Genomic DNA, 16,316 nt, shown 5'->3' with positions numbered 1-16,316 from the left:
GCAGGACGTTATGTTTTGTTAACCGCCCCAAAAGCTTCGCGGGTAAACCCGCTCCTACCGTCATCCCACCGCAGTGGTGTACCTGTAAGAGCGGGTTTACCCGCGAAGAGGCGAGTTCAGCTTATCGGGCACTCAGGCCAGGCTCTTGCTCACCACTTCATACACATCGCTGGACAGCGCGCCCGAAGCGAGAATCCGCTCCAGCTCGCCCTTCATCAATGCCTGCCGCGCATCGTCGTACTTGCGCCAGCGGGTCAGCGGTGCCAACTGACGCGAAGCGATCTGCGGGTTCAGCGCATTCAGTTCGATCACCAGGTCAGCCAGGAAGCGGTACCCGGAACCGTCGGCCGCATGGAAGTTGACCAGGTTTTGCCCGGCGAACGCACCGATCAGCGCACGCACCTTGTTCGGGTTCTTCAACGTGAAGGCCGGGTGCTGCATCAGCGCCTTGACCCGCGCCAGGCCACCGGGCAACGCACTGGCCGCCTGCACGCTGAACCACTGGTCCATGACCAACGGGTTGTCCTTGAAGTGTTCGGCAAAGGCCTCCAGCGCCTTGGCCCGCTCGGCTTCGAACGAGGCGTTGACCAACACGGCCAGGGCGGTCAGGCGCTCGGTCATGTTGTCGCAGTGCTCGAACTGCTCAAGTGTCGCTTCCAGCACCTGCGGCTTGCCGGTCAGCATCAGGTAGGACAGCGCGATGTTCTGCAGGCTGCGACGGGCAAAGTGCTCGGCTTGCGCCACATAGGGGGTGTTGCGCGATACCTCACGGTTGGCCTGGTAGCGGGCCCACAGCGCGTCGAACAGCTGCTCGGCGATTTGCTGGCGAGCGAACTCGCGAGCTGCGTGGATCGCATCGACATCGGCCACCTGGCTGATCTCGGTGAGGTAGGCCTCGCCCGGTAGCGACAGCATTTCGGCGACCATGGCTGCATCGAGCGATGCGTTGCCCAGCACGGTGCCCAGGGCGGTGATCAGCCGCGGGTCGAGCTTCAGCGCTTCGCCGCGCTGATGCTGGTCGATCAGCTCCTGCAACACCTGCACCGACAGCTGCTGGCCCGCTTCCCAGCGGTTGAAGCCGTCGCTGTCATGCTGCATGAGGAACATCAGTTGGTCGCGGTCGTACGGGAAGCTCAGTTTCACCGGGGCGCTGAAACCGCGCAGCAGCGACGGCAGCGGCTTGGCCGCGATGCCCTGGAAGGTGAAGGTCTGTTCGGCTTCGGTCACCGACAGCACACGGGTGGTACCTGCTGCCGAGCCTTCACCGGCCAGCTGCAGTGGCAGGTCGTTGCCTGCAGCATCGAGCAGCCCCAGTTCGACCGGGATCACGAACGGCAGCTTCTCGACCTTGTCCGGGGTCGCCGGGCAGCTCTGGCGGAACGTCAGGCTGTAGGTCTGCGCCGTCGCGTCATAAGACTCGCTAACCTCCAGGCGCGGCGTGCCGGCCTGGCTGTACCAACGCTTGAACTGGGTGAAATCGACACCGTTGGCGTCTTCCATGGCCTTGATGAAGTCATCGGTGGTCACCGCCTGGCCATCGTGGCGTTCGAAGTACAGGTCGCTGCCCTTGCGGAAGCCCTCGGCGCCCAGCAGGGTACGGACCATGCGCACCACCTCGGCGCCCTTCTCGTAGACGGTCAGGGTGTAGAAGTTGGAGATCTCGATGAAGCTGTCCGGGCGCACCGGGTGGGCCATGGGGCCGGCATCTTCGGCGAACTGGTGGGTGCGCAGGTAGGCGACGTCCTCGATGCGCTTGACCGTGCGCGAGTTCATGTCGGCACTGAATTCGGCATCGCGGAACACCGTGAAGCCTTCCTTGAGCGACAGCTGGAACCAGTCGCGGCAGGTCACGCGGTTGCCCGACCAGTTGTGGAAATACTCGTGGGCAACCACGCCTTCGACGCGCTGGTGGGCGGCGTCGGTGGCGGTTTCGGCACGGGCCAGCACACAACTGGAGTTGAAGATGTTCAGGCCCTTGTTTTCCATGGCGCCCATGTTGAAGTCGTTGACCGCGACGATCATGAAGATATCCAGGTCGTATTCACGGCCGTAGACCTGTTCGTCCCAACGCATGGAGTTCTTGAGGCTGACCATCGCGTGGTCGCACTTGTCGATGTTCTCGGGCTCGACGTAAATGCGCAGGGTCACGTCGCGACCGGACTGGCGGGTGAAGCTGTCCTCGACACACCACAGGTCTCCGGCCACCAGGGCGAACAGGTAGGCCGGCTTCTTGAACGGGTCTTCCAGGTCGCCCAGTGCCGGCCATCCTCGGCCGGGCCGCTGCCGACCGGGTTGCCGTTGGACAGCAGCACCGGGTAGCGATGCTGCTCGGCGATCACCGTGGTGGTGAAGGTGCTCATCACGTCCGGGCGGTCGAGGTAATAGGTGATCTTGCGGAAACCTTCTGCCTCGCACTGGGTGCAGAACATCTTGCCGGACTTGTAAAGGCCTTCGAGGGCTGTGTTGGATTCCGGGTGGATCTTCACGCTGGTATCGAGGGTGAAGCGCTCGCCTTCAGGCTGCACGGTCAGGCTGTCGCCATCGAGCTGGTAGTCGCCCGCCTGTAACTCCTGATCGTCCAGCGACGCACGCAACAGTTCCAGTTGCTGGCCATCGAGCACCAGCGGCGGCAGACCGGCGCCACGCTCGGGGTTGCGGCGCATGACCAGTTGCGCATGGACCAGCGTGTGGTCCTCGAACAGCTCGAAGGTCAGGTGCGTCTCGTCGATCAGGTACTCAGGGGCCTGATAATCCTTGAGGTAGATCACTTGCGGTTGTTCGGTGCGCATGGTGACGATCCTTTACTGAAGCACGGCCAGTTGGTAGGCCGTGTACTTGCGAATGTTGATCACGCCGGTGTCAAAAATCAGGTACTGGCCCTTGATGCCCAGCAGCGTGCCTTCCACCACCGGGTCCTTGTCGAGGTTGAAGCTGACGATCTTTTTCGGGTAAGCCTCCACCGGGTAACGCATCTCGACCACCTCGGCATCCGCCAACGGCTGGATGGCCTGCAAGCCGAAACGCTCCTGCAAACCGCGGATACCGTCGGCGCAGGCGTCGAAGATCTGCTCGCGGATGGCCATGAGGTCGAGCACCTCGGCGTCGCCCTTGAGCAGCGTGCGCCAATTGGTGCGGTCCGGTACCTGGCTGCGCAGCACATCTTCGACCAGACCCGATTGCTGACGGGTGGCCACGCGCATGATCGGCAGCGCCTGGCTAGCCCCCTGGTCGAGCCAGCGGGTGGGCAGTTGAGTGGCGCGGGTAATGCCGACCTTGATACCCGACGAATTGGCCAGGTACACCACGTGGTCAGTCATGCAGAACTGCTCGCCCCAGGCGGGTTCGCGGCAAGTGCCTGCGTCGTAGTGGCATTTCTCCGGGGCCATGATGCACACGTCGCACTGGGCCAGCTTGGTCATGCACGGGTAGCAGTAGCCCTGGCTGAAGCTGGTCTTGGTGCGTTTGCCACAGTGGGTGCAATGAATGGCGCCAAGGTATTCCAGGCGGATCGACTGCCCGATCAGCGGGTTCACCGGCACCTGCGTGTCATCCAGGCGGAAGCTGTACTGGACGACCGGCGCTTCCAGGCGTACCGCCATCTTGCTCAGAGAGCCACGAGCGAGTTCGATCAATGTACCGAGTCCGACTTGAACAGAATGTTAGGGATTGGCGCAGATTTCGACGAGCACTCTTGCGGGCCCATGTAGCCGGTGCGCTGCTCCTCGGGGAGGTTCTTCATCTCCCAGGCGATCACGGCCTGTAGCGACAGCTCTTTTTGCTCGGGGGTGAGCTTGCGGCCGTCGGACCATTTGCCGATTTCCACGGCCGTTTTCAGGCTTGCATAGATTTCAGGGGTAATGTTTTCGATCATTTGCGCGAAAGTGGACATAGCGTCTCCTGGGGTTTGGACGAAAATCGCCGAACGGCGATCAGGCGAGGCAAAAACAGGCGAGGAAGCGGAGTTTACTGTTTGTAAATACGCATTCCGAGCCTGTTTTCAACGCAGCATGATGGTCGGGCAGGCACTTCTCGTACAAAGCCGTAATCAAACCGACAGTTTACGCCGGGCAAGGGCCCCACCCAAGAGGCCCGTCAAGCATCCGATGAGCAACCCACCGACATGGGCGGCGTTGGCGATCTGACCAAACCCGAGCTGGCCGACCACACCGGTCAGGCAGATGACCAGCCAGATCAGCATCATCACCAGTACCCCCTTGGGCAGGCTGAACAGCGGGTTCGGCGCGAGCCATTGGTACAACCAGATGTGCCCCAGCAACCCGTACAGCACGCCGGACAAGCCGCCGAACAGGCTCGGCCCGCTCGCGAAATGCTGGGCCAGGTTGGACACCAGGCTGAATAACAGGGTCAGGCCGAGCAGCATCCATGGGCCCTGGCGCAGTTCGATGCGTTTGCCCAGCTCCCAGTACCATAGGCCATTCATCGCCAGGTGCAGCACGCCAAAGTGCAACAGCATGGGCGAGACCAGCCGCCACCATTGCCCATCGCCCAGGCTTTGCGCCAAGGGGGTGAAGTACAGGTATTCGCCCTGGACGCGGAAGTCCAGAAAGGTGAACCAACCTATGGTGGTGAAGTTCTCGCCCAAGCCAGTGAGGCCAGCGACCACCAGGCACAGGAACAGGATGAAGGCGGTGACCTTGCAGGCACGGGCTTGTTCGGCCAGGGACGGTGGTGCTGGAGCATTCACCGGCATACTGGCTTCCACAGGGGGTTGCGCAAGCGGTACGTCGGCGTTGCCGTCCGGGAAGCGCTGATAAAGCTGTAGGACGTCGGCGGCCATTGTCTCTGGCGCCCACAGCACCTGGGCTTCGCCCTCCACGATCACACGGTGCGGCACCTGCAGGCGCTGCAGCAGCTGGACGAAGCCGCTGAGGTCGACCGTCAGCGGCAGGCGTATCACTTCAACGACGTTCATTGGTTGGCCTGCGGTCGGTCGACATCGACCCAGACGAACTTGTGCGGGTCGATACGGGTTTCGTCATCCAGCCGGTAGGCCACCAGTTTGCCGTACAGCACCGCGCTGTAGTCCAGGCAGGCCAAGTTGTCGCGAATCGGCGCCGGTCGGCCACTACGCCAGTAATGGCCAACGAACAGCATGGGCTCGTCCTCGGCATAGCGCAGCAAAGCATTTTTCTCGGTGTGGCTGAGCGGTGTCCTGGCCACTTCCTCCGGCAAGGCATCGGGCTGGAACACGATGTCGCCGTAGGTCTGCGGGTCTTCCTCCCAGAACTTGGTGCGGAAAAAGGCTCGGGTCAGGCCATCGCCACCGGTCAGGGTCAGGCCGTCCGGCAGGCGCATGTCGGTGCCGCGCAACAGGCGATTGCACACGGTGGCGGCAAAGCTGCCGGACACCGCCGATGCCTGGATGAAATGCTCGTCGATGCGCCCTTGCGGATATTGCTGGCGCAACGGTTCGATCAGACGGGCGTCCCAGCAGGCGTGCACCAGGCGGAAACGCCCGGCATCGACGAACAGCGGCAGCTCATGGAACCACTGCAGGAAGTCGTGCCAGTCGCCTGGATGATGGGCGAACTGAGTCAGGGTCTCGTCGATCAGCCGGGCATGCCGGGGTGTATGTTCGCGCACGTAGGCCTTGCCACTGCCCGGCAGTGCCGGGGTCACCCAGCCTAGGGCGTTGTATTCATGGTTGCCCATGATGCAGAACGCCTGGCCGGCTTCGACCATGTCGTGGACGATGTGCAGCGCCTCGCGAATGCGCGGCCCGCGATCGACGATGTCACCCAGGAACAACGCCTGGCGCCGAGGGTGGCGCCAGACACCGCCGACCCGTTTGTAGCCGAGGGCGTCGAGCAGCCGTTCGAGGGTCAGTGCACAGCCGTGCACGTCGCCGATGATGTCGAAACTTCGCGCCGGATCGAGCATCAGTCGTCCCTACCTCCCAGGCGGCTGCCCCAGCCGAGCTTGGTGCGGCAGACCTCGTAGTAGTTGTGGTCCAGCGGATGGATCAGGCGCAGCTTCTGTGGCTTCTTGCTCACCGTGATGGTGTCGCCAGGGGCGCAGGTGAAGTGGTTCTGGCCATCACAGGAAACCTGCGGGTAGATCTGCAGGTCCTTGGACACGACGATTTTCAGCTCGCTGTTGCCGTCCACCACGATCGGCCGCCCAGACAGGGTATGCGGGTACATCGGTACGATCACGATGGCGTCGAGTTTGGGGTGCATGATCGGGCCGCCAGCGGACAGCGCATAGGCGGTGGAGCCGGTGGGCGTGGCGACGATCAGGCCGTCGGCTTTCTGGCTGCAGACGAACTGGCCGTCGATGTAGATCTCGAACTCGATCATCCGCGTCGACTTGCCAGGGTGCAGCACCACGTCGTTGAGCGCATCGCCCTGTCCGATGGCCTCGTTATGGCGGCGCACCTCGGCCTGCAGCAGGAAGCGGTTTTCCACCAGGTAATGGCCGTCGAGCACCTCGGCGACTTTCACTTCCAGCTCGTCCGGGCGGATATCGGTCAGAAAGCCCAGGTTACCCCGGTTGATGCCCAGCACCGGAATATTGTGACGGGCCAAGGCGCGGGCGGCGCCCAGCAGACTGCCGTCGCCCCCTACCACGATGACCAGGTCACAGACCTCGCCTAGCAATTTGCGGGTGGAGGTTTGCAGGCCATGGCCGGGCAGGACTTCGGCGATGGTGTCCTCGAGGATCACGTGCAGGTGGCGCTCGAGGAGGAATTTCTTCAGTCGGCGAATGGTGTCGAGCACCTGCGAGCTGCCAAGGCGTCCGATGATACCGATATTGCGAAATTGCTCCATGGGGCTCCTGCGAGGCTCTGCGGCGGGTGACTATGCCGGGATTATGGGCGAAACGACCGGGCAGCGGCAAACCGGCTATGCTCGCAGGATGATGCCTTTTGCCGATCTGCACGACCTGCCCCGCCAACTTCGCCGCCCAGCGGTTCGCGACCTGGCGTGGGTACTGCTGTCGCCGCCGCTGCTCAGTGCCCCGCCCTGCCCCCAGCGCCATCCGCTGACGGGCAGTGCCTGGGCGGACGATCCACAAGGCCTGGCGCTGTGGCTACGGTCGCTGGATGCCGACGACCAGCCGCTGCGCGCCTGGCTGGTACAGCTGACCAGCCAGCGTTTGGGCTTGTACTACGAAAGTCTCTGGCAGTTTGCCCTGCGCCACGCCCCTGGCGTCGAGTTGCTGGCCGGCAACCTGGCGATTCGCCAAAGCGGTAGAACGCTGGGCGAACTGGATATCGTCCTGCGCGATCGCGAGGGCGTGCATCATCTGGAACTGGCGATAAAGCTGTACCTCGGCCCCCAGCAGACTGACGGCCACGACCCGGCCGATTGGCTGGGCCCCGGCTGCCACGACCGACTAGGCAGCAAACTGGCCCATGTCGTGGGTCACCAGTTGCCCATGTCGCGCAGTGCACAGGCACGTGACAGGCTGGCCGATCTGGGTGTCGATGAGATCAATGCGCACTTGTGGATGAGCGGCTACCTGTTCTACCCCTGTCCCGGCCAGACCGACTCACCGTCGCCGAGCAATCCGCAACATTTGCGTGGGCACTGGTCGCACCGCAAGGATTGGTCACCGCCACCACAGCAGTGCTGGCAGCCTTTGCCGCGCCACGCGTGGCTGGCACCGGCTCGCTTCCAGGCCGAGGACCTGCTGGTGCGTGCTGGCATCGGCGAATGGTTGCAGGCACTGGACGAGCATGCCCCTGCACAATTGCTGGTCCGCCTGGAGGAGCAGGCGGACGGGGCGTGGGAAGAGGCAGAGCGGCTGTTCCTGGTCGCTGACGACTGGCCGCACCTGCCCCTTTGAGAACGCCGTGCCTCAGGAGGCGTCGGCTACCGGTTCAGCCTTGGGGCAGTGGGCTTGGGCATCGGTCGGCCAGAGCACCTTGCCCTTGCCATCGACTACCTGCTCGGCACCGCACGGTAAGCGGTTGGTGTCGAACACCACCGTGCCATCGAGGCGATACATGGCCCGCAAGGTGCTGACCGCATCGTCGTTGTACCCTTCGACGCGATAACCAAAGATCACTCCGCGGTCCATGTCGACTTTGATGGCCTGCCATTTGGCCGGCACCAACAACTTGCCGTCCAGGTCGTAGAGGGCGCGATTGGCGTCGGTGGACTCACCCTCGGCGGCAAGCACGTGCTGCTTGTCGGCGGTCAGCGAGAGCCTGACGAACTGCTCCGGCTTGATCAACACCGTGCCTTTGGCATCCATCATCCCCACAGTGCGCACCTGATCGGGCATCCCCCAGACCTTGACGGTCTTGCGCGGCGATTGCAGCTCGGAATAGGCGAAACGCTCAGGCGCCAGCACACCGACCTCAGCATAAGTGGGCTCGATCAACACGGTGCCTTTATCCAGGTCGACGGTGCCAAAGGTGGCCAGGAAACTGTTCTGCATCACGCCAATATGGCTGAAGCCCGGACGATGACCGATCATGCCGGTGCCGGTACCCGCATCACCAATGGAGTCGTACTTCGGCTCGATCAGCCACTTGCCGTCATGGCCGATCATCCCCGCCTTGCCCCTTCCCGCCTCGGTACGCGGCTGTTGCACCATCGCACCGGTCTTGCCGAACGCTTCGCAGGTTTCATACCGAGGCTCGATGACCGTCTTGCCTTGGTAATCCATATAGCCGCACATCCCGTCGTAGGTGGCCTTGAAGGCCACCAATCCAGCCCCTGGGTTACCCAGCCAGAACTTGCCGAAAGGCACCACCAGGTTACCCGCGGCATCGGCCAGACCCGAGCCTTCGGCACCTTCGCGCTTGACCACCAGGTGGCCGTCGCCGACGACGACGATGTCATCGAAGTCGAGCTTGCGCAGCGTGCGAGTATCCAGGTTATAGCCCCAGCTTTCGCCTTCGCGCTTGGCGAGCACCCAGTTACCTTTCATGGCGCCACGCACGTACATCGAATCGAACACCGGGTCACTGACCTTCTCGCCCTTGACCGTGAGAATGCCGCGCAGTTCGTTCACTTCATAAACGATGAAGTCATTCTCGCCGCCGACATATACGGTGTCGAAGAGCGCCGGCTGGACTTCCTTGCCCTGCTCGTCCATCACACCGACCTTGCCATCACGGACAAAGCCGAACAAGCCAGGGGTCAGGGTATACAGCTCATCGGTGATATCGGCTTTGATCACCTGCTTGCCATCACGGCTGGCCAGGCTCCAGTGATCACCATCGCCAAAAATGAAGGAATTGCTGAAAGGTACGGTGTAGAGGCCCGAATAAGTGTTATCGGGGCCCACCAGCAAACTGCCAGTCTGGTCAATGACCGCGCATTGGTCGTTGACGCACAGGGGGATGGTCAGGTTGGCAAGCGGTTTGGTTTCGGGGGTTTGCTGGCAACCGCCCAGCATGAGAGTGGATAAAGCACAAAGCAGCGCCGCCTTCGAAGCGGCTGTGAAAGGTTTCATTTACACAGAGTCCTTGTGTAGAAAATCGTATAACTTGCTTCCTTGAGCTAACAGCAAATAGCTATTCGCCATCGCTCAGCGGATTGTATCGACGAAGTTTCACAGATCTAAAGCAAAAAAAAGATTTCCGTACCAGTTACAGTTAGGAACGAGCGCCGCCAAGAGCGTTCTTTTCGACATGATGACGAGGACCGACCATGGCTTCATCCACCCCCGCGACTCATTACGCACGCCTGTCCATCGCCCTGCATTGGCTGATGCTGGTGTTGCTCGCCGCTGTATACGCCTGCATCGAGTTGCGCGGCCTGTTCCCCAAGGACAGCGCCGAACGCAACTTGATGAAAGACCTGCACTTCATGCTTGGCCTGACGGTATTCGTGCTGGTCTGGTTGCGCCTTGCCGTACGGGTGACTCGACCGACACCCCCCATCGTGCCCAAGCCACCTGCCTGGCAAACCGGCCTCGCGCACCTGATGCACCTGGCGCTGTATCTGTTGATGATCGGTTTGCCGCTGGCCGGTTGGTTGATTCTGAGCGCCGCCGACAAGCCGGTGCCGTTCTATGGCCTGGAACTGCCACACCTGATCGGTGCCGACCCGGATCAAGCCAAGTTCATCAAGGGCTGGCATGAGCGCGTGGGCAGCTGGGGCTACTGGCTGATCGGCCTGCACGCACTGGCCGGCCTGTACCACCACTATGTGCAGCGCGACAACACGCTGCTGCGCATGCTGCCCTACAAGTAACCGCGCCGCCCCTGCAGGCCACCGGTGTGCAGAAAGATCAGGCGGGTGCCGGGCTCGAACAGCCCGGCCTCAGCCTGGTCGCGCAAGGCCAGCAAGGCCTTGCCGGTGTAGACGGCTTCGAGCGGCACACCACTGTGTCGCTCGCACGCGTCGACGAACGCCAGCAGGTCCTCATCGAACTTGGCAAAACCGCCACGACAGGCTTCGTGCAGCTGGTAACCGTCAGCGCCGACCAGTTCCCTGACCGTCTGCGGCACACCATGATCCCACGGCACTGCCAACGCGCCATGAACGGCGTGCCTACCCGCCTCGGCCAGTACCAGGCCCGCCAGCGTGGTCCCGGTTCCTGCCGCCAACCACCAGGCATCGTACGCTGACCACCCCAGCGCTCCCAGTTGCGCCTGTGCCTGCTCGACGATCGCTGCACAACCCTCGGCGCCCGCCAACCCGCCACCGCCTTCGGGAATGCAGTGCCATCCCGGGTAGCGAGCCTGCCAGGGCGCCCAGAAACCGGGCTCGTGGCGCGCACGGTAACCGTCGTATCCAAGCCAGTGCAGCTCCATGCCAAAGCCCTGCAAGTCCCGAACGGTTGGCGTGTCCTGGGCATGACCGCGCAGCAGCCCCACCGTGGCGAAACCAAAGCGTTTACCGGCAGCGGCCAGGGCGTGGAGGTGATTGGAATGGTTGCCGCCAAGGCTTATCAGGCCGGGCGCGCCCTTTTCATGTGCGCGTTGCAGGTGGTGGCGCAGCTTGAACCATTTGTTGCCGCTGATCAGCGGGTCGATCAGGTCCAGGCGCAGGATGGCGGCTTCGATCGCAGCGTTTTGCAGCCATGGCAGATGAAAAGTTTGCAAGAACGCGGAGGGTAGCTCTGAGAGGCACGGGGACATGGCGAGAGACCTTGGTTGGTGCTGCAGTTTACCAGGCGAAGCAGCAGGGCCTGGGGCATGAGCCACCTTTCCACGAATAGATAACGAATCTTCCTAAGCGCCCCAGCCCCCCCTGCATACAGATAGAGATTCATTTTTTAACGTCGCTCGCCTGTCTCTTGAGGAAGGCGAGCCTCTCATATCCTCAGCGTTCGTTATCGCGCCTCCCGAAACCCTGGAAGCCGAGGATCTGGCTCAGCGCATCGATGTATTCACCCGATGGCTGGCCAATGTCAGTGAGGGTCACCTCTGCCTGCAACGGTTGCACACTTGCAGCGCCAAGTTATGGGTGGCCGGAAATGCAATGGCGCTGTCAGGGGCATTGGGCGATATCGTTACCCTGCTCACCACCACTCCTCGTGCGCCGCAATACGGGTAGAGCCTTGCCATAAACCTGCACACCACGATCTGCGGCTCGCTGCCCGACCTCACCGAGCAGGCGCTTTCCTACCTACCCACATTGCTCTCGCAACAACCGCTTATGCCTAGGTGCGATATGCACAACGTGACCGAAATTGCGACTTTCCCATAAAGCGCTCGTTAGCACTGAGCCAGAAACCATGTCCGAACCGATGGTGCCAGCCTTCAAGCCTAAAGGTCAGCACCACCGCAACTACTTGGACAGCGAGTGGCTCAAAGCTCCGCCGCCAACCGCGACCCTTGGTTGATCGCCCGCTTGGCGTCCAGTTCGGCAGCAACGTCGGCCCCACCGATCAGGTGAACCGACTGCCCCGCCGCCGCCAACCCTTCATGCAACTCACGAAGTGGATCCTGCCCGGCGCAAATCACCACATTGTCCACCGCCAACACCTGCGGCTCCCCCTCGCCGACGCGGATGTGCAGGCCGTCGTCGTCGATCTTCAGGTACTCGACGCTGTTGAGCATCTGCACATGCTTGTTCTTCAAGCCCGTACGGTGGATCCAGCCGGTGGTCTTGCCGAGGCCGTCGCCGACCTTGGATTTCTTGCGCTGTAGCAAGTACACCTGCCGTGCAGGCGCATGCGGCTGGGCTTTGATACCCGCCACGCCGCCGCGTGCTTCGAGGTGCGTATCGATGCCCCACTCCTTCCAGAACGCGTCACGGTCCTGGCTGCTGGCCACCCCCTGATGCACCAGGTATTCGGAAACGTCGAAACCGATACCGCCCGCCCCGATCACCGCCACGCTCTTGCCCACCGGCTTGCGCTCCAGCAGCACGTCCAGGTAGCTGAGGACCTTGTTGTGCTCGACCCCTGGAATGGCCGGGGTACGGGGAACAATGCCGGTCGCCAGGATGATTTCGTCGAACTTCCCCTGCACCAATGCCTCGACGTCGACACGGGTGTTCAAGCGCAGCTCTACGCCGGTGCTGCGCACTTTGTTGCGGAAGTAGCGAAGCGTCTCGAAGAACTCTTCCTTGCCCGGCACCCGCTTGGCGACGTTGAACTGGCCGCCCACTTCGTCTGCTGCATCGAACAGGGTCACCTCATGGCCTCGCTCGGCAGCCACGGTCGCGGCCGCCAGACCGGCAGGGCCGGCGCCGACCACGGCGATCCGCTTGACCTTCGTGACCGGCAGGTAATTCAACTCGGTCTCGTGACAGGCCCGTGGGTTGACCAGGCAACTGGTCAGCTTGCCACCGAACGTGTGGTCCAGGCAGGCCTGGTTGCAGCCGATGCAGGTGTTGATTTCATCGGCACGGCCTTCGGCGGCCTTATTGACGAAATCTGGGTCCGCCAGGAACGGCCGGGCCATCGAGACCATGTCGGCATCGCCCTCGGCCAGCACTGCCTCGGCCACTTCCGGCGTGTTGATGCGGTTAGTGGTGATCAGCGGGATCTTGACCGCACCGCGCAGCTTGGCGGTGACCTTGGTGAATGCCGCGCGCGGCACTTTGGTGGCAATGGTCGGAATTCGCGCCTCATGCCATCCGATGCCGGTGTTGATCAGCGTCGCGCCTGCGCGCTCGATGGCCTGGGCCAGCAGCACGATCTCATTCCAACTGCTGCCACCTTCGACCAGGTCGAGCATCGACAGGCGGAAAATGATGATGAATGCCGGCCCTACCGCCTCGCGCACGCGGCGGACGATCTCGACCGCCAGGCGCATGCGGTTTTCGTAGCTGCCACCCCAGCGGTCCGTGCGGTGGTTGGTGTGGGCGGCCAGGAACTGGTTGATGAAATACCCTTCCGACCCCATGACCTCGACACCGTCGTATCCAGCGCGCTGGGCCAGCACGGCACAATTGACGAAGTCGGCGATCTGCTTTTCGATCCCCGCCTCGTCCAGCTCCTTGGGCTTGAAGGGGTTGATCGGAGCCTGGATGGCGCTGGGCGCGACTTGGCGTGGGCTGTACGCATAGCGCCCGGCGTGGAGTATCTGCAGGCAGATCTTGCCGCCAGCGGCGTGCACGGCGTCGGTGACGATCCGGTGCTTGTCGGCTTCTTCCTCGGTGCTCAGCTTGGCCGCGCCAGAATAAACGCCCCCTTCATCGTTGGGCGCAATACCCCCCGTGACCATGAGCCCGACGCCACCGCGCGCGCGCTCGGCAAAGTAGGCCGCCATGCGTTCGAAACCGCCGGGACGCTCTTCAAGGCCGGTGTGCATCGAGCCCATCAAGGTGCGGTTACGCAAGGTGGTAAAGCCCAGGTCGAGCGGGGCCAGCAAGTGCGGATAGCGGTCGGCAGCCATGAAACGGTTCCCCATGTGGCGTGATCACGGAAATGCAGGCACCTCGCACGCTGGCGGGGCCTATCGTTTATCTGCTGCGACATTAAACAGCCGTTTGAATGGGCTCAATGATCGGAAATTACAACTTACTGATCAAAATGCGCAGCCGCTTCGCCACACGAAGCGTCAGGTCATTCAATGCAGTCCGACGTACCTTCAGGTTTTCCTTCGACGCGGTTCGAACGAACGCCGACGGTATTCAAGGCCTACGGTGACGTCAGGATGACCACGTAGTGACCTTGTGTCGGGGGCTCGCCGCGCTCATCGACCAGCCTGTAAGCCTGATCGACGGTAGGCCCTCGGTCGACCCGTAACGCCCGAACCGGCACCGCCAGATCGTCCACGCCCTGGATACCGATGACGCTGTCACGAGCCAGCGCCGGACAGGCCTCCATTCGCCAGCCGCCAGTGCCGGCGGTGGTCGTGCACGACGGCTCGACGATGCTGCCGGTGAACTGCAGCATGCCCGAGACAACGACGGCGTCTGCCTGGGCCTGACCAACCAGGCCCAGGCACACTGCAACACTCAATGCGAATCGCTTGCTGCCCATGATTTTCACTCTCCCGATAACCCAATGTTGAGCCTATCGGATGAACGTCAGGCAGCCTGGCCGCGGGCGTGAGGTAGTTCACAAAACAAAGAAGCCAATTTAAGAAACGTCTCAAAGCCTGCGACCGCTGCGATGCCTAGGATGGCTGAGACTCTCCCGACCCGCATCACCGGAGCCATTCCCTGACCATGTCGCCGCGCTCGCTTCGTACCCTCTTGCTCCCAGCCATGGCGGCGATCGTCATGACGGGCCTGGCGTCCAATGCTTGGGCCCAACTCAAGATCGAAGGCACGCGTCTTGTCTACCTGGGAACGAACAAGGAAGCGAGCCTCAACGTCATCAATCGCAGCGACCTGGACACGGTCATGCAAAGTTGGGTCAGCGCACCCGACGAGCACGACGATGCCCCCTTCGCCATTGTCCAGCCATTGACGCTGATCCCCCCCAACGGTAAACAGACGCTGCGGATACTGTACGCAGGCAAGGGCCTACCCAAGGACCGGGAATCACTGTTCTGGCTGAACATCCTCGAGATCCCGCGCAAGCCCGCGCAAACCGATACCCTGCAGTTCGCCATCCGCCAGCGCCTGAAGCTGTTCTATCGTCCCGCCGGCCTGCCAGGCTCGTCCAGCGAAGCGGCCACCGGCCTGCAATGGCGCAAGCGCGAGCCTCGTTCGATCGAAGTCAGCAATCCAAGCGCCTTCCATGTTTCGCTGATCGATCTCCAACTCGATAGCCTCGGGCAGTCATACCCACTTACGGACTACCTCCTCCTGCGCCCAGGGGAATCGCTCACCCTCGAAGCGCCTTCGACACTGCCTGCACAGAGTCGTGTGGCATTCAGCGAGCTCACCGATATCGGCCTGCAGAAACGCCACCGCGTCGCGCTGCCGTGAACACACCGTTACAGGATAGCCCCCCCATGATCCCAATTCGAAAAGCCCTGCTGGGCCTGCTCTTCGTCGCAGCCAGCTGCCCGGCCACCAGCTATGCGCTGTCATGCAAGCTGGACCCCTCCAAGGCGTCGGTGTTCAAGGAGGCCCTGGGTACCGCGCTGGCGGTGCCGGCCGACGCGGCGGACGGCACGATCATCTGGGAATCTGCGCCACATTCAGTGCCGGTCATCTGCGCCGATGACTACGAAACAGGCGTACGGGAAGACGTCTATTTCTGGGTCAACCCTGCGAAAATCAGCATCGGCAAGGGCATACGGGTCGGGATTCGCTACGGATCCAAGACCATCACCCAGAGTTCGGGCGCGGTCAGCACCGGTTTCAACTCGTTCCACGGTTGCAACTGGGCGAACTGCACGGGCTGGGACAAGGCCCGCTTCACCCTGACCTTCACCGTGTTCATCGAAAAATACGGTGAAACGCCGACCGATGGACAAGCCAGCGTCCTGAGTGAATATCGGGTGTTCCAGCTGGACGGCAAGGGCGGACTCAACCCCAAGCCTGACAGCAACCTCAACTATGTCGTCACCGGTATGAACAACGTGCGCTTCGTACCCTGTTCGCCCGAGCTGACCATCTTACCTTCGGTGGTCAATTTCCGCCGCGCCCTCGCCAGCTCGGCACAAATCGGCCAGGTCGCCAGCTCGGCCAATTTCAGCCTCGACCTGGTCAGGACCTGCGACACGCCGTACGCCGTCAGTGCTCGCTTCAGCCCGGTTGCCGGCAGCGCCAGTGTCATCGACAAACTGCTGGTGCCCGGCAATAACAGCTCTGTCGGCATCGCCCTGACCCAGCAGGACAACAACCAACCGGTGCCCTTCGATACCTGGTTCAAGCTGGCGGACCTCACTACACCGGGCTTGATCCGCAACGAGTTCCGTGCCGACCTGATTTGGCGCTCGGCCCCTGTCCCCGGTACGTTCGAGGCCATGGCGCTGGTGGACCTTTTCTACAAGTAACACCGCGACCAGGCCCCTTTAAGGATCGTCTGATGTCTAG

Annotated in this window: 13 protein-coding genes and 1 pseudogene; 4 read left to right on the top strand and 10 right to left on the bottom strand. The window is 62.3% G+C overall.

The genetic code is table 11. The features are described 5' to 3' along the window. Window positions 1-132 precede the first annotated feature (132 nt). The 6 genes and pseudogenes from pepN to VXM67_RS09660 form a co-directional block, all read right to left on the bottom strand. A pseudogene (gene pepN, locus VXM67_RS09685) lies at window positions 133-2,789 on the bottom strand (aminopeptidase N). Window positions 2,790-2,801: 12 nt separating this feature from the next. Beyond that, complete coding sequence (locus tag VXM67_RS09680) at window positions 2,802-3,632, bottom strand: DUF2797 domain-containing protein (RefSeq protein ID WP_023379493.1); 831 nt, start codon at window positions 3,630-3,632, stop codon at window positions 2,802-2,804. Then, complete coding sequence (locus VXM67_RS09675; protein ID WP_023379492.1) at window positions 3,629-3,889, bottom strand: DUF1315 family protein; 261 nt, start codon at window positions 3,887-3,889, stop codon at window positions 3,629-3,631. Before VXM67_RS09675 ends, VXM67_RS09680 begins: the two co-directional genes overlap by 4 nt. 156 nt (window positions 3,890-4,045) lie before the next feature. After that, entirely contained in the window at window positions 4,046-4,933 is an 888-nt protein-coding gene (locus VXM67_RS09670; protein WP_023379491.1) for a rhomboid family intramembrane serine protease, read from the bottom strand. After that, complete coding sequence (locus VXM67_RS09665; protein ID WP_023379490.1) at window positions 4,930-5,901, bottom strand: metallophosphoesterase; 972 nt, start codon at window positions 5,899-5,901, stop codon at window positions 4,930-4,932. Before VXM67_RS09665 ends, VXM67_RS09670 begins: the two co-directional genes overlap by 4 nt. Further along, complete coding sequence (locus VXM67_RS09660) at window positions 5,901-6,791, bottom strand: NAD(+) kinase (protein ID WP_023379489.1); 891 nt, start codon at window positions 6,789-6,791, stop codon at window positions 5,901-5,903. The genes VXM67_RS09665 and VXM67_RS09660 overlap by 1 nt, the downstream gene beginning before the upstream one ends. A gap of 43 nt (window positions 6,792-6,834) precedes the next feature. Here VXM67_RS09660 and VXM67_RS09655 point away from each other — a divergent pair, with 43 nt between their 5' ends. Further along, window positions 6,835-7,812, top strand: a complete 978-nt coding sequence (locus VXM67_RS09655) for a DUF1853 family protein (protein ID WP_367237640.1) — start codon at window positions 6,835-6,837, stop codon at window positions 7,810-7,812. A gap of 12 nt (window positions 7,813-7,824) precedes the next feature. On the opposite strand, the gene VXM67_RS09650 is transcribed toward VXM67_RS09655, so the two are convergent. Then, window positions 7,825-9,432, bottom strand: a complete 1,608-nt coding sequence (locus VXM67_RS09650; RefSeq protein WP_041925450.1) for a WG repeat-containing protein — start codon at window positions 9,430-9,432, stop codon at window positions 7,825-7,827. Between the two features lie 197 nt (window positions 9,433-9,629). Here VXM67_RS09650 and VXM67_RS09645 point away from each other — a divergent pair, with 197 nt between their 5' ends. Next, window positions 9,630-10,175 carry a cytochrome b gene (locus tag VXM67_RS09645; protein ID WP_023379486.1) on the top strand — a complete coding sequence of 182 codons (546 nt, stop codon included), beginning with the start codon at window positions 9,630-9,632 and terminating at the stop codon, window positions 10,173-10,175. On the opposite strand, the gene VXM67_RS09640 is transcribed toward VXM67_RS09645, so the two are convergent. The 3 genes from VXM67_RS09640 to VXM67_RS09630 form a co-directional block, all read right to left on the bottom strand. Further along, a complete protein-coding gene (locus VXM67_RS09640) occupies window positions 10,166-11,065 on the bottom strand; it encodes a 1-aminocyclopropane-1-carboxylate deaminase/D-cysteine desulfhydrase (RefSeq protein WP_023379485.1) in 900 nt (299 codons plus the stop codon). The two genes, VXM67_RS09645 and VXM67_RS09640, sit on opposite strands and share 10 nt — an antisense overlap. 672 nt (window positions 11,066-11,737) lie before the next feature. Then, window positions 11,738-13,774: an NADPH-dependent 2,4-dienoyl-CoA reductase gene (locus tag VXM67_RS09635; protein ID WP_023379484.1), complete on the bottom strand. Its 2,037-nt coding sequence runs from the start codon at window positions 13,772-13,774 to the stop codon at window positions 11,738-11,740. 245 nt (window positions 13,775-14,019) lie between these two features. Beyond that, window positions 14,020-14,364 (bottom strand): hypothetical protein, encoded by a 345-nt coding sequence (locus VXM67_RS09630; protein WP_023379483.1) that lies wholly within the window; start codon window positions 14,362-14,364, stop codon window positions 14,020-14,022. Window positions 14,365-14,552: 188 nt separating this feature from the next. On the opposite strand from VXM67_RS09630, the gene VXM67_RS09625 reads away from it, so the two are divergent. Continuing rightward, a complete protein-coding gene (locus tag VXM67_RS09625; protein WP_023379482.1) occupies window positions 14,553-15,260 on the top strand; it encodes a molecular chaperone in 708 nt (235 codons plus the stop codon). A gap of 26 nt (window positions 15,261-15,286) precedes the next feature. Continuing rightward, window positions 15,287-16,276 carry a fimbrial protein gene (locus tag VXM67_RS09620; protein ID WP_104882803.1) on the top strand — a complete coding sequence of 330 codons (990 nt, stop codon included), beginning with the start codon at window positions 15,287-15,289 and terminating at the stop codon, window positions 16,274-16,276. Window positions 16,277-16,316: the final 40 nt, after the last annotated feature.

It is taken from the genome of Pseudomonas sp. Rh2, assembly GCF_040762985.1.
Taxonomy (GTDB): Bacteria; Pseudomonadota; Gammaproteobacteria; order Pseudomonadales; family Pseudomonadaceae; genus Aquipseudomonas; species Aquipseudomonas taiwanensis.
Note: the sequence above shows the minus strand (reverse complement) of the source record. Positions and strands in the feature narration are given on the sequence as shown.

Bases quoted from the DNA above. Each gene is read 5' to 3' on its own strand.
- VXM67_RS09675 (WP_023379492.1), bottom strand. From the start codon at position 3,889: ATGTCCACTTTCGCGCAAATGATCGAAAACATTACCCCTGAAATCTAT.
- VXM67_RS09670 (WP_023379491.1), bottom strand. From the start codon at position 4,933: ATGAACGTCGTTGAAGTGATACGCCTGCCGCTGACGGTCGACCTCAGC.
- VXM67_RS09665 (WP_023379490.1), bottom strand. From the start codon at position 5,901: ATGCTCGATCCGGCGCGAAGTTTCGACATCATCGGCGACGTGCACGGC.
- VXM67_RS09660 (WP_023379489.1), bottom strand. From the start codon at position 6,791: ATGGAGCAATTTCGCAATATCGGTATCATCGGACGCCTTGGCAGCTCG.
- VXM67_RS09655 (WP_367237640.1), top strand. From the start codon at position 6,835: ATGGGCGAAACGACCGGGCAGCGGCAAACCGGCTATGCTCGCAGGATG.
- VXM67_RS09650 (WP_041925450.1), bottom strand. From the start codon at position 9,432: ATGAAACCTTTCACAGCCGCTTCGAAGGCGGCGCTGCTTTGTGCTTTA.
- VXM67_RS09645 (WP_023379486.1), top strand. From the start codon at position 9,630: ATGGCTTCATCCACCCCCGCGACTCATTACGCACGCCTGTCCATCGCC.
- VXM67_RS09640 (WP_023379485.1), bottom strand. From the start codon at position 11,065: ATGTCCCCGTGCCTCTCAGAGCTACCCTCCGCGTTCTTGCAAACTTTT.
- VXM67_RS09635 (WP_023379484.1), bottom strand. From the start codon at position 13,774: ATGGCTGCCGACCGCTATCCGCACTTGCTGGCCCCGCTCGACCTGGGC.
- VXM67_RS09630 (WP_023379483.1), bottom strand. From the start codon at position 14,364: ATGGGCAGCAAGCGATTCGCATTGAGTGTTGCAGTGTGCCTGGGCCTG.
- VXM67_RS09625 (WP_023379482.1), top strand. From the start codon at position 14,553: ATGTCGCCGCGCTCGCTTCGTACCCTCTTGCTCCCAGCCATGGCGGCG.
- VXM67_RS09620 (WP_104882803.1), top strand. From the start codon at position 15,287: ATGATCCCAATTCGAAAAGCCCTGCTGGGCCTGCTCTTCGTCGCAGCC.